The sequence below is a fragment of the Luteolibacter sp. LG18 genome, from assembly GCF_036322585.1.
Taxonomy (GTDB): domain Bacteria; phylum Verrucomicrobiota; class Verrucomicrobiia; order Verrucomicrobiales; family Akkermansiaceae; genus Luteolibacter.
Genome location: NZ_AP024600.1, coordinates 2734734 through 2747452, shown reverse-complemented (window position 1 = coordinate 2747452; position 12719 = coordinate 2734734). Strand labels below are relative to the sequence as shown.

13 protein-coding genes are annotated in these 12719 nt (G+C 63.1%); 1 reads left to right on the top strand and 12 read right to left on the bottom strand.

The genetic code is table 11. The features are described 5' to 3' along the window. Positions 1-56: 56 nt before the first annotated feature. The 5 genes from llg_RS11455 to llg_RS11435 form a co-directional block, all read right to left on the bottom strand. Entirely contained in the window at positions 57-905 is an 849-nt protein-coding gene (locus llg_RS11455; protein ID WP_338290061.1) for a sialate O-acetylesterase, read from the bottom strand. Positions 906-1165: 260 nt separating this feature from the next. Then, entirely contained in the window at positions 1166-1852 is a 687-nt protein-coding gene (locus llg_RS11450) for a hypothetical protein (RefSeq protein WP_338290060.1), read from the bottom strand. Between the two features lie 39 nt (positions 1853-1891). Continuing rightward, on the bottom strand, positions 1892-5401 hold the full coding sequence (locus llg_RS11445; protein ID WP_338290059.1) for a hypothetical protein: 3510 nt from the start codon (positions 5399-5401) through the stop codon (positions 1892-1894). Positions 5402-5964: 563 nt separating this feature from the next. After that, positions 5965-6930 (bottom strand): hypothetical protein, encoded by a 966-nt coding sequence (locus llg_RS11440; RefSeq protein WP_338290058.1) that lies wholly within the window; start codon positions 6928-6930, stop codon positions 5965-5967. 86 nt (positions 6931-7016) lie between these two features. Beyond that, positions 7017-7559, bottom strand: a complete 543-nt coding sequence (locus tag llg_RS11435) for a DUF4339 domain-containing protein (protein WP_338290056.1) — start codon at positions 7557-7559, stop codon at positions 7017-7019. A gap of 202 nt (positions 7560-7761) precedes the next feature. Between llg_RS11435 and llg_RS11430 the strand changes: the two genes are divergently transcribed. Next, positions 7762-8010, top strand: coding sequence for a helix-turn-helix transcriptional regulator (locus llg_RS11430; protein WP_338290055.1), 249 nt, complete (start codon positions 7762-7764; stop codon positions 8008-8010). 9 nt (positions 8011-8019) lie between these two features. Here the strand turns inward: llg_RS11430 and llg_RS11425 are convergent, their stop codons facing one another. The 7 genes from llg_RS11425 to llg_RS11395 all read right to left on the bottom strand — a co-directional run bounded on the left by llg_RS11425 (position 8020) and on the right by llg_RS11395 (position 12636). Beyond that, positions 8020-8769 carry a hypothetical protein gene (locus llg_RS11425; protein ID WP_338290054.1) on the bottom strand — a complete coding sequence of 250 codons (750 nt, stop codon included), beginning with the start codon at positions 8767-8769 and terminating at the stop codon, positions 8020-8022. Positions 8770-8929: 160 nt separating this feature from the next. After that, positions 8930-9391, bottom strand: a complete 462-nt coding sequence (locus tag llg_RS11420; RefSeq protein ID WP_338287138.1) for a JAB domain-containing protein — start codon at positions 9389-9391, stop codon at positions 8930-8932. After that, complete coding sequence (locus llg_RS11415) at positions 9388-10155, bottom strand: DUF932 domain-containing protein (RefSeq protein ID WP_338287139.1); 768 nt, start codon at positions 10153-10155, stop codon at positions 9388-9390. Before llg_RS11415 ends, llg_RS11420 begins: the two co-directional genes overlap by 4 nt. Positions 10156-10256: 101 nt before the next feature. Beyond that, a complete protein-coding gene (locus llg_RS11410) occupies positions 10257-10400 on the bottom strand; it encodes a hypothetical protein (protein WP_338287140.1) in 144 nt (47 codons plus the stop codon). Between the two features lie 9 nt (positions 10401-10409). Continuing rightward, positions 10410-10586, bottom strand: a complete 177-nt coding sequence (locus tag llg_RS11405; protein ID WP_338287141.1) for a hypothetical protein — start codon at positions 10584-10586, stop codon at positions 10410-10412. Between the two features lie 134 nt (positions 10587-10720). Further along, positions 10721-11095 carry a hypothetical protein gene (locus tag llg_RS11400; protein ID WP_338287142.1) on the bottom strand — a complete coding sequence of 125 codons (375 nt, stop codon included), beginning with the start codon at positions 11093-11095 and terminating at the stop codon, positions 10721-10723. A gap of 296 nt (positions 11096-11391) precedes the next feature. Continuing rightward, positions 11392-12636, bottom strand: a complete 1245-nt coding sequence (locus llg_RS11395; protein ID WP_338287143.1) for a hypothetical protein — start codon at positions 12634-12636, stop codon at positions 11392-11394. Positions 12637-12719 lie beyond the last annotated feature (83 nt).

Sequence of the window (12719 nt, the reverse complement as noted above, 5' to 3'; positions counted from 1 at the left end):
ACGGAAGGGGTTCTCTCCCCGCCCGGAACGAAGGACGGAGGCGAATGCACTTCGGCTTACTTTCGTTCAGAAGCGCCACGGGCAAGCAGCGGCAACATGATTTCCGCATAGTGCCGTCCCAACTCACGGTATCCGGCGGGCGTGAAATGCAGGCGATCCGGCAGCCCCTCGCAGCCCTTTGACGAAACGACGTGAGCTGTAGGAATTGCATTGGGCAAATTCCTGATGATCTCGTTCATGCCCGCGCACGCGCCATTGTGCTCCGCATCCACGAGTTCGCCCACAAGCAAGGGAACCTCTTCAGCCTTGAGACCCAAATCGATCAATAGATTGGTGTAAATTCCCTTCACTTTGGCAGGCCACTCCTTGTCGCCAGCATTCGATTCGCCTTGGTGCAGCAGGATGCCTTTAATGACGCCGTCCTTTTGCGCCAGTTTCGCCATTCCGACGAGTTTTTGATACGGATTGCCATCGTAGGCCGCAACAGTGCTCTTCAGCCAATCCGGAGCGGATTCGACGTAGGATTGAAACGAGTCCTTCTGGAACACCTCTATCTTGCTGCCAGCAACAGCGACGCTCACCACCCCGACCTTGATGTTCCCTGGTAATCCAGCCACGAGCGTACGACCGAAATAATCCGCAGGAGAAATTCCGGAATTGGGGCGGCACAGCGGTGGAGTCGCCGGGTACCAGCGCCCCTTTTCTCGCTTCAACTCCGGAAAATCCACAGCAGCGAACACTTGGAACCTTTTAGACACCGGCCCTTTGTCCTGGGGTTCGATTCCAGGAAATCCCTCCATATTCGATTGGCCAAAACAAAGGAATATATAGCGGTTGGAGTCCTCGGAACGGCTGTTGCCGCAGAGGAAGAAAACGGCGGCAAGAGCAAGCATCAATGACTTCATGAACTTTTTATCGTTAGTGGAATGGGGGAGAATAATCACTGGTGACTTCGGCGATTCTCATCTGCCGATACATTCGATCGAGCCAAGCCTGAGGCAATCTGCGCGATGGCACCTCGTGGTGCCAAATCCTATCCATACGGTCACCCTCACCATCGGAATAGAGAACCATGATGCCTTCCGAGGAGGACAATCGCCAGTTGGATCCAGCGGGCAGAGACCTTCAGGTAGGAGAAGCATCCGTCGCCGATGGAACCTCTCCCTCACGGCTTCTCCATGGGTGCGGGCAGGAACTCGTCCACCGCGCGGAAGGTCGTGGTGCCGTCCGTGGAGGTGAAGAAGAACACGTAGCTGCGCTGCAGGTTGTCGATCGGCCAGCGGGTGGTGCTGATGACACGGTTCTTGTCGCCTTCCTGCACCCCAAAGGCCACGTCGTAGTAGGTGTTGTTCACCGGATTGGTCGGGCGCAGCTTGCGGGACTCACCGGGACGCAGCCCGACCTTGGTGTCGCCCACCTTGCCGAGCACCGGCTGGGCCGAGCGGTTGATGAAGAACACGTCGCCGGACTTGAAATCGGGATCATCGGTGCGCACCACCACCGGCGCGTAGGCCGAGGGCGGGGCGAGGACGAGAATCACGGCGAAGGACTTACCGTCCTCGGGCAAGGTCACCGGGCATAACGGGGTGCCCTTGTCCGCGGTCTTCAGCGTGAAGGCGCGCCCGGAAGCGGCCTGCGGTTCGGAGAGCTGGTTGACCGGCAGGGTGAAGGCGGTGGACTTGTTGTCCCCCACCTGCATGACCACGTCGCCAAGGTTCGGCGGCACGCGTTCGGCGAGGAAGCGGACCTGCGGGCCTTCGTCCTTCTTCGGAGGCGTGGCGGGGGCATGATCCTGGGCGGCGAGCGGTTGGGTGAGCACCAGCAGGAGGAATCCGAAGAGGCGTTTGGTCATGGCGTGGGAGGTGGGCAAAAGGCGGGCGACCGGAGAGGCTTAGGATTCGCGGGAATCGATCCAGCGGAAGGAGACGATCTCAAAGCGGCGGCCGAAGCGCTGGTTGAGCGAGCTGATCTTGGTGTAGTCCTTGTCGACGGCGTCGACCGGATCGACGAACTCGGGCGAGCGCTGGACGACGGCCTCGCACCAGGCGCGGGCGATCACCTTGCCATCGGCGTCGGTGCGGTCGCCGTAGGCGCGGATCACGAAGGAATCCGAGCGGGCGGAGAGCACCGGGGCGATCGGGGTGAGGATGTCAGCCTGGCTGACCACGCCCGGGGCACCGGTGGAGATCGGGCCATCCTCGGCCTTCGGGAAGGCGAAGCGGCCCGAGACGGCGGACGAGACAGCGCGGCTCTGGCGGTAGGGGCTGTTGATGGTGTTCGAGCCGAAGTCCAGTGCGCTCTGGATGGCACCGCTGCGGGCGATCTCCTCGTTGGAGCCGACGCGGCGGTTCACGAAATCGGCCAACGAGAGGAAGGGGCCGCGCTTGCGGACTTCACGGACGATGTCGCGGGCGAGAGCCTCGATCTGTTCGTCGGTGAGCGTGCGGCGACCGGACCATTGATCGGCGGCCTGAACATCGCTGGACGGGTTGATGAGTAGGTCTTGCGGCGCGCGCAGGCCGGCCACGAGCGTGGTGCCGCTCTCGGTCTTGAGGGATTCCCGGCCGCTGGCGTCAGCCACGACCACCGGGCGGTCGCGCAGAGCGCCGAGCAGGCTCTTCCACGCCTCCACGGAGGTGGAGTTCACGTTGAACATGCCATCCACGCGGATGAGGCTGGCGATGATGGCGGTAGCATTGGGGGACGGCGTGGTGCCGGAGAAGTAGGTGGAGACGAGGGTATCGGCCTTCTGGCCGCGGAGCTCGGCCTTGTAGGCGGCCACGGGCAGCGGGGTGGTGCCGGTGAAGAACTCCTGAGCGACCTGCTTCTGGGTGCGGCTGCGGGAGTAGCCGTCGACGGTTTGCGGTGCGATGCCCGAGCAGAACCAGGTGTCCCACAGCGCCTGGTTGGCGAGGTAGGAGTGGTCGGCCAGCGGGCGATTGCCGGAAAGGGTTCCTTCCGACTTGTTGGCAGGCAGAACCGGGGTGGCGGCGGAGTTGCCGATCGCGTGGGAAATCTGCGGCAGCATCGGCTCGCGGGTGTTGAGGGAAGCGTAGCCGTAGCGGGGCTTGACGATGTCGAAGCCGTTGGCGAAGGAGTGCTGGAAAGCGGCGAGCGAAACGAGCGGCTCCCGCGGGATCGAGTGGGTGATCACGGTGCTGCAGCCGCTGGCCGCATCCATGCCACCGCCGAAGTAGCCGTTGCCGGAGGAACTGACCTCGAGCTTGGTGTTCTTCCAGCTCAGCAGAGGTTCCACGGTGTATTCGTAGGGCAGCAGGTCGCGCTCCTTGTCGGTGAGGTCGTAGAAGTCGACGTGGAGGGCCTTCGGGTTGAAGCGGGCGAGGCTGCGGGTGCCGCGGTCGCCGCCCTTTTCGGTCTTGGCATTGAAGGAGAAGAGGACGAAGGGCTGCTTCTGGGAATTCAAGGAGGCGAAGGACAGGCTGCGGGTTTCCGAGGGGCCGGTGATGGTGCGGAAAATACTGCTGAGGCGGGAGACGTTGGCGTAAAGGCGTTCGGCGGGCTTCTTGGTGCCGGGGCCGAAATCAGCGCGGTTCTGATCGGTGGGCTTGAGGCGGCGGTCGCCGAAGTCCCAATCGATGGTCATGTTGCCGTAGCCAAGGCTGGGGGTACCGCGATCCTCACCCATGTAAACTTCGTGGTGGGTCAAGGAGAAGTGGCGGCTGTGGCTCGTGCCACCACTGTTCACCGTGTGGCCACTTTGCGAGGTGGCTCCGGCGGTAAACTCGTTCGGTTGCAACGAATAGCTGATCGAGTCGGTGGCGGCGACGTCGACGTATTGGCCGGCGCGGGTGCGCACCGGCATGTAGACGCCGCCGCCGTAGTTGAAGCCCTTGTTGGCATCGAGCTGGTGGCCGCTGCTACCGACGGAGGATTTGGGAATGGCCGCGCCGACCTGGGACATTTTCACCACCTCGCCGGGCTTCAGCACGATCTGCTGGAGGACGCCCATGCGCATGCTGAGGAAGTTCGAGTCTCCATCGGAGGTAGTGGTGGCATCGGAGAGACTCGCAGCCAGCGGACAACTGAAGATGGTCCCCCCCTTGGAGATCACCATGTCATAGGGGATCTGCCAGTACTTCACCGTTATGTAGTTCTTGGCCGGGATCACCACCGGCACATCCAGCGGGTTCCAGAGGGTGATGATCGGATCGGCGTAGAGGTGAAGGCGGTTGACCGTGGCTCCGCTGACCGTGACGGGCATGGTCTTGAACGACAGCGCCATCTGGTAACTGGTGATGACCGGCTGCTTCAGGTAGAAGTTCTCATCATCGGCACACTTCGTCGCATCCTCGGCCACCAGAAGGTAGGGGGCGTTGGAAGACAAGGTGCCGCCGGTCGTGTAGGTGTAGGAGCCACCACGCTTGAGCTGCTTGTAGATATTGTAGTAGCTCCAAAGCTCCTGGAGGTTGATGCCGGTCTCCCCGCCGACCTGGTAAAGGGCAGTGCTGGTGGAGTCTGGCTTTTGCCCGGGGGCGCGCTCCAACTCCATTGAGAGGTCCTTGCGGAAGCCGCCGGTGCGGACGTTGGTGAGCAGGCCGCGGTTCTGGGTGGCGAAGTCGTGGTAGAGGCCGCGGGTATTCTCCGGCTTGTCCGCGATGAGCGCGCTGCTCTGCCAGGTAGGCAGGCGGCCGAGCTTCGGATCGGTGGTGGTGACCGCGGCGAAGGGCTTGGTGGTGCCGGTGCCGGCGTTCTTCAGCGCGTAGGCCGGGGCGGCCTGCTGGTCGGAGCGGACCTCGGCGAGGGCACTCGGGGTCTTGGCGGCGGGAGCCACCTGGGCCTTGGTTCCCAGATCGCTAACCCACCAGCCGAGGCGATCGTTGTTCTTGGCGGCTGTGGTGTCCTTGCGGGTGATCAGCGGCACGCGCACGGGCTGGCCGGTGCTGCCCACGGTGTTGGCGGTGACGATCTCCACGGAATCGCCGGTCACCGCGGACACGGCAAAGTCGGGGTTCTTGAGCTGGGTGGGATCACCGGACACCAGCCACTGCTGGAACTCAGGGGCCACGCGGGGATCACCGGGTTTACCGGTAGCCCAGGACTTGTAGGCACGCACCCAATTGCGTTGGGCGACGGGCGGCTTCGACTCGTCCACGGAATCGCCCTGGATCTGGTCGGCGGTGGTGCTGATGCGGGTGTCCGGACCGAGGGTCTTCTGGAGATCGCCGATGGCCATGATCAGGGCCATGCGGGCGTTCGCGCGGGCCATTTGCATCGCTTCACCGCGGGTGGAGGTGCGCAGGGTGATGCCGGAGAGCCCCAGCAGGCCGAGGGCGATGGTCGAAAGCAGCACCATCATCAGCAGCGTGATGATGAGCGAGAAGCCCCGGCGGCGCAGGCCGGGTTTCTTGCCGAAGGCGGGAAACTGAGTTCGGGGTTTCATTGGGGTCTGTGGGGGACAATTCCGGGTTGGATTCAGGATCGACGGCTGCTTCCGGAGTATTGAGTTAAACGATTAATTTTCATCAAAACAAAGCAGCCCGCGTTATTTAAAATGCGAATACGAAAATTCTCTAATTCAGAGGAAGTAGCCCGCAATTAGACTCCACTCCTCTCGAATCAACGACCACCACCTAGCCGATCCCACCCTCGCTTCCACGGTTTGGGCCAAAGGACCACGCGCAGGTTGGCCCCCTGGGACTCTTTTAAATTTAAGTGGTCCGGCCAAGGTTTCGGATATTATGAATTGGATTTCTGAGGTTGACTTGCCGAGGTGTAAATTTTGGGCTATCCCAATCAAGAAAAAAATTAAATGATTAATTTTTACCTCCAAGGAAAGGGAACGATACGCAGCCCAGCACTCGGCGTGTCGCCGCGAATGGATCGCACCATTCCTCGCCGGCTCTGCCAAGTTAGTCCTACAACCGAGGTAAAAAAACGCTCATCCCACCGGAGTTTCCTCCGGCGGAATGAGCGGGTATTCGATCTCGGCGATCCGAGGCTCTATTACGGCTGCTGCAGCACGTAGTCGATCAACTGGAGCGTGGGCTTCGGCAGCACCAGCACGTTGATCTCCTTGCACGTCGCCGAGCTGGAACCGCGGCGCTCTTCCACGCCGAGCTTGGTGATGACCAGCGCCGAGCCGTCCTTCTGCGGCTTGGTTTCATACTCTACCCGCGCGGTGGTACTGCCCTTGCGGCGGAACTGCACGAAGTTGAAGATCCCGATCCCCATGTCCCGGACGGAATGGTTCGGCGGGGCTTCGCAGCAGTATTGCAGCGCCACCACCTGGTCGAGCGGGTCCGTCACAACGTAAAGCCGGTTGAAGGTCACACCGCTCAACCCGCTCGGGAAGTCAAACGAGCCATCGTAAGAGTGGTAGTAGAAGCTCTTCTTCGGGAACCCGGGCATGCCAACCGGCACCCGGGCCTTGGCGGGCTTGAGGCCCTTCAACTGCGGCACCGCGTCGACGAACGCGGGGAGGGCCGTGAGGTAGGGCTGCAAGAGGAGGTTACTGCCGTTGCCGAAATCGGCCTGGGCGTGCGGCGGCAACTTCCACGTTCCCACACCTGCCATTACCGGTCGAAGGACGGTGGCTAGGTCCTCCGAGGCGTTCTTGTATTCCTTGTTGTCGGCCCAGCCGGGATCGAGGCTGATCCGGGCGTAGTCCGAGGGCCGTTGCAGGAAGTTCTTCCGCACCTCGGCAAGCCGTGTGGACTCGCCTTCGATCAAGGGCGCGAGGGTGGGCGCGGAGGTCGCCGCGGTGCCCAGTCCCTTCAAAGCGGTGCCATACTGGTCGCAGAGGGTGTCGATCGAAGCCTGATCCTTCTTGGTGCGGAGCAGGCGGTCGAATTGCCCGCGCGAGTCGAGGAACCGGGTGACCAGTTCGGTTTCGGATTTCGGTGGCTGCGGCTCGGCCCAGGCGACCGGCAGCAGGCTGAGGATGAAGAGGAATGAGGAGAAACGGATCATGGTGAAATGAGGGTAAGAATGAAACGCGGCCACCGCGGGCCGCGTACAGGCAACGGAGCTTCGTGACACACCAGCGACGAGGACCGTCAGGTCGGCGAAGCCATGCCGAAGAACTGCCACAGCGGAATCCAATCGGGCCGCCCTTCGTGCCATACGAGATCGGAGGGCAGTAGCAGGCCGCCTTGCAACATGGAGCCCACCTGGTCGGTGGTGAATGGCCCCGCCTGCTTGCCATCCTTGCCGATGAAGAGGCTGGGAGGTTGGTTGGCCTGTGGCGGCGGGCTCACCGAGGGAGCGACCGCCACCGGAAACGGCGGCGGTTGTGCTGACTGGGGTGGAGCGGCAGGAACCCGGCGAGCGGCTGCCTTGCGGGAAGGCTTGGTGAGTGTCTTGAGGAAGGCGACTCCCAGACAGGCGATCATGACGACCACCAAGACCTTGCCGTAACCGGAGGACTTCTCCTGCTGGTCCATGCGGTTGTAGGTCCCTTTTGCCGCCTGGCTGCCCCTTATCCAGAGGGTGATCTCCTCCCCGATAGCACGGAGAGCTTGGCCAGAGGGTGCCGCCTGCGCGGAGCCACAGAGGAAAAAGAACGACAGAAAGATCGGAAGCAGTCGCGAAAGATTCATGGCTGGTTCGGGTTAGGGGATGCGGAACACGCCGGTGCCCTTGCAGATCCGGGTGTGGCAGTGAGGACAGTGGAATTTGATTGGCTGCGAGACCTCCGGGGGCATCGCCCCCATTAAGGCCAGGGCAACCGTGATCGTCAACGCAACATGTCCTAATTAGGACATGAATGACCACGCCATTGCCTTGGTAGCCGATTAGGCCGTGAAGGCCGAAGATCTGTCTGAATTCAACCGCAAATTGGGCGAGGTTTTCAGGCTTGAGCGTGAAAAGCAGGGCCTGTCTCGCAACCGGCTATCAGAGATCGCAGGTGTCTCCCGAACAGGGGTAATCATGTTCGAGCGTGGAGAACGAGCCCCCACCATCGTGATCTGCGTCGCGATGGCAGCAGGCTTGGGTGTCCCGCTGAGTACATTGATCCGCCGCGCCGAGAAAGGACTTCCGGGCAAGTAACGGAAGCATTCACGCGACAGCCCAATCGTCTCTCCTTCGCACAAAGGTCGGATCGATCAAGCCAACATTACCAGCCATTCGATAGCCAACCTCCACCATCGTCCCCACCGGCGGCAGGTGATGGTCGTCCGGGATCTTCACCGTGCAGCTCACCGGCCTTCCGTGCTCGGACAGTCCTTTCACGACGATCCGACGTGCACCGGCGAACCCGATCACCCGACCGGTCATCGAAGGACGGAACGACAGCTTCCGGGATGAAGGAGCCCGCTCCCCTTCCCCGCTCCAGCAGGGCTCGCCGAGGGGCTTGAACACGATGCCCTTGCGGCGCTCGCCACGCAGCACCTCGAACAGCGTCTCCTTCTCCCAGCGGAGCCGGGCGGTCGCCACCTGACAAATCGACCAACGGTCCCGGCCGTGAAGCAGATCGCTCAGCCGGTCGAGACGCTGTCGCAGTGGCAGCGCCGTGAGGTCGCCTCCGGCGAGTTCCAACAGGTCGAAGGCGTGGAAGGTGTCGTCCACCAATTCGCCATCGAGGAGGCAGTCCAAGCCCAGCGCGAGGGCGGACAACTTCAGTCGGCCCGGGATCGCCACGACCTTGCCGAGGCGATCCCACGCGGTGATCCGGCCACCCGCGCCATGTAACCGCAGCCGAGCGCCGTCGAGTTCTTCCTGGGCGCACCAATCGGAAGACTGGATCAGCTCCATCGCGCCGGCTTCGTCGATGGGCGTGAAGGGTTCGCAAGGCAGGAGCCGCTGCATTCCGGGATCATGGACGGACTTCCGGGGATGATCGGGAGACGGAACATCAAGAAGCAAAGAGAGGGAGGAATTCACGAAGAAGAGGTCGAAGGGTAAAAAGCAAACAGGGCGGCCCGGCGATGGCCGGGCCGCCCTGTCGGGTTGTTGTTGCAGTCGTGGGTTATAGCGCACCTGAACCACGAAAGGAGTGGTGGGCATCGCGGCCGATGATGACGTGGTCGTGGAAGGCCAGGTGGAGCAGCTCCGCGGCTTCGCGCAGGCGGCGTGTCTCCCGTTCATCGGCCCCGCTGGGCGAGGGATCGCCGGAGGGATGATTGTGGACCACGACGAAGCCGTAGCCCGCCGCCACGATCACCGGGCGGAACACCTCGCGGGGATGGAACAGCGATTCATTGAGTAATCCAATGGTCACCAGATTCCAGCCCACCAGGTGCATGCGGGTATCGAGGACGAACACCACCACATGCTCCTTGGCCGGGTCGAACCAAGGCGCGGAGGCGATCTCGTCGTGCCACGCGGCGACAACCGCTTCCGGATGATCGAGCTTCCGCACGGGTCCGGGAGTGTCCTCCCGCACCCGCGCGACGCGGAACTGGCCGATGGAGTCGCGAGCCGGGTTCATGACGCCAGGCCCAGCACGCCTTCACAGAGCCCGTGGAGAGCCTGGCCGCGCCGAACCGCGATGTGGGGATTCCCGCCCTTGAAGACCTCGGTGTAGGCATTCCAGAGCGACCACAGCGTGCGCGGCTGGAATTCCTCGTGCCGGGGCTGGCGCCACTCGTGGAGCACATCCGGGACTTGCGTGGGCGTGATCACCCGGTTGTCGATCGAGCGCACGATCAGGTCGTGGACCTCGCGGTCCTCCAGTGCGTGTTCGCGGTAGGCGGCGATGCGGTCGTCGAGCTTGCGGAGTTTGCCACCGAGCTCGCCGATGGCGCGGCTCATGAGGTACGACAGGTCCCGGGCAGCGTGGCGGGTGTGCTTGCGCGATAAACGCACCTCGCCGGAAAAACACAGGTTGTCGCACACGGTGATGGTTGTCCCCACCACGAGGCCGGCGGGATACTGCTTGTCGTGGGAGTTCCGCACGCCCACCACCCAGCCGACGCCGTTCTCCGGCCGGGACGGCAGCGAGATGGCGAACACGCCGAAGTAGCGGGCACCCTCGTGTGAGAGCGCGTGGCTTTCGCCTTCGACGCGGAAGCCGCAGCCCACCAGTCCGGACTGAATCTCCTGCACCAGCGAGCGGTGGGAGAGCGGATACCAGGTGTCGGTGGGAGGCGGGGTTTCGACGGTGAAGACGTCGTCACGGGTGGCGGTGACACCGCCGCGGTGGAGCAGAAGGCCCGGCACGGGGGCCGGGGCGGGAGGAAGGAGGAGTTCCATGAAGGTGGATGTAAGTGAAGGTTCAAAAAGGTTTGGCCCCGCCATCCGGCCAGTAACCTCGGATGGCGGGGCCTGGGCTACGATCCCATTACCCTGGAAGGTCAGCGGCGGCGGCAGAGGTTGAAGACCAGCAGCGCCACGATGACGGCGGCGACCGCCAGCCACAGGAAGGACTTGGGCAGTAGCAGGATGAGCCCCACCATGGCGATGATGCCGAACGCGTAGATGAAGTGGATGGGTTCCATGCAGGAGGATCAGTAGCGGGAAGAGCGCGCTAGACCGGCGAGAGCGAGAACGACTACGGCGCCGAGGACCGAGTAGCCGATCGTTTTCAATCCGTCGCCGACCTCGCCGAGGTTGAGGTTCACCCCGGGCAGGCCCCGGGCCGGTTCCTCACGGCAGGCCAGCACCAGCAGGCCGAGCGCAATCACCAGCCAGCGAATGGGCCGCCGGCATGCACCACTCCGCTTGCCGCACTCCGCTGGCGCGGGTGTCGGCAGCGGTTGGTGCGGCGGGCGCGTCCGGACGCAGGAGAGCCGCGCCAGCATCGAGGAGACCACCGGGCTCAACGGCCACCCCCTTCCCCAAAATGAAACACATCCCCCGGTAGTGGGTCATACCCGCCTGCACGGCGGACGGGAGCCAGCAACTCATGGAGGAGCCGGGCCATCAAGTCCTCTCTCTCCGGAGTGCCGGGAGCAAAGCTGAGGCCACCGAAAGGATGTTGGCCGTGTCCACAGGCACATGGGTCATCCGGCTGCGGATGGGTTGAAGTGAGCAAGGCCTCCTCCACCGCGGCGCCGAGGAGTTCGAGGAGGTGGCGGATCTCGCCCCGCAGGTCCTCCGGGCTGTCGACGTCAGTTTCAATCGTCGCGATGAGCCACGGCGGGGACTCGTCGTCACCGGGCGGGAAGTGGGAGGCAGTCAGTGTGATGAACATGGTTATTCAGGGTCTGATCAGGGCGATAAAAGCCGCCCTTCCAAATCCTGATGACACCGGGAGCAGTGGAATTGCGGGCCCTCCCGGCCCTCCTGGAGTCCGGTTTACCGCAGCCCGATAGCGCAACTGCATCCGCGTTCTCTGTCGTTCACCCCTTCGGGGCCAGCGCTTGTGCGGTGAGCCGGGGAGCTCACGCTGCGCGTAACCTCCCCGTCCCCACGCACGACCGCGACGCGACTGCTACGCGCTCGGGGGCTGCGGCGGGAACCATCGCTTCGCGCTTGCTTCGCTGCGCGCTACGCTCGGTTCCGAGTGGACTCCTTGGGGGCCCCTTTCGCCACCTGGGACGTAGGGTGATCGAAATACTTGTCGCCGCGGGGCCCCGTCCAAAGGAACGCCCCATCATTCGGCAAGGGCTGCCAGTTGGCCGAGTCCCTGCAATTGCCATCGTGGTACGCCTGCCGGATGCGCGGGTCGATATGCCCCATGGACATCTGGAGCTTCCGGAACTTTGCGTCCTCCCGGGGCAGTTGGATGACGGGAGGATCCATGACACCTCCCTCCGGCAGGAAATCTTCAAGTTGCAGACGGGTCTCCCGGGCAACCAACTCCCGGATCCGTTTCATGTTGTCACGGGTGGTGCGGCCGCCCTTGGAACCATCCTCCACCCTCAGCATCTCCTCGATTTGGGAGAGCGGCAGGCCGGTCACCGAATGCACCTTCGCCAGCACGCGGGACAGTTTCTCCGTGGGCTCCTCCGGATACATCGGAATGAACACGCCCCGTGACTCCAGCAGCACCTTCCGGAACGCCCGATACAGGGTCTCGAAGGAGAATCCCTGCGCCCATGGCTCCCAAGGGCGTCCCGCCTTCTCCTTGCCCCGCTGGGCAGCGTCCAGATACCCCGCCAGGACGCTCTCGCGCCAGATCACCTCGATCCTCAGAACCGGGTCCGGTCCCACGCTCCGCGCCCCGCTCTTCTGGGCCACCTTGTCGTAGGCCTTGATCCTCAGATCCGTTCCATTCAGCGCAACCAGGTACCCCGGAGTGACCGACGGAGAGCCTTGGATATTGTCGTGGGAAATCCGCTCAAACGCCCTGAGCAGCCGGAATCCGGGGTCAGCGACGTGCATCGGGAACTCGACCATCTGCCAATGGCTGTCGTTGTCCTCTCCTAGCCCCGGCAGCACCCGATGCTCGGCCCCATCCTCGACCAGAGAGGAAACCACCCGGTGGTAGCGGTGGAGAGCGAGCAGGAGGGTCTGGTGATCGGCAATCACCCCGCAGTTGTGTCCGTAGATCCAATGCGGAGTGAACAGGTGGATCTCATTGCAATGAAAGTCGCCCCTCACCTGCTTCACGTTGAGGCGGGCCCCGATGCCGGGACCCACCTTCACGTTCAGCCACTCCGATCCTGCCTCCTCGTTCCTGGTCACTTGGAACCTGCCCACCTCCGCCAACGTGTCGGTGAACTCAGGATGGCGGGACACCACCTCCGGGCGGACACGCAGGCGGGGGGTATGAATAACGGCTTGGTCCATGATCGGGGTCAGGGGTGACTTCGGATACGGCTTGAAGCGGGTGCGTGCGGAAAAAACCACTCATCCTCGGGTAACTACTACTA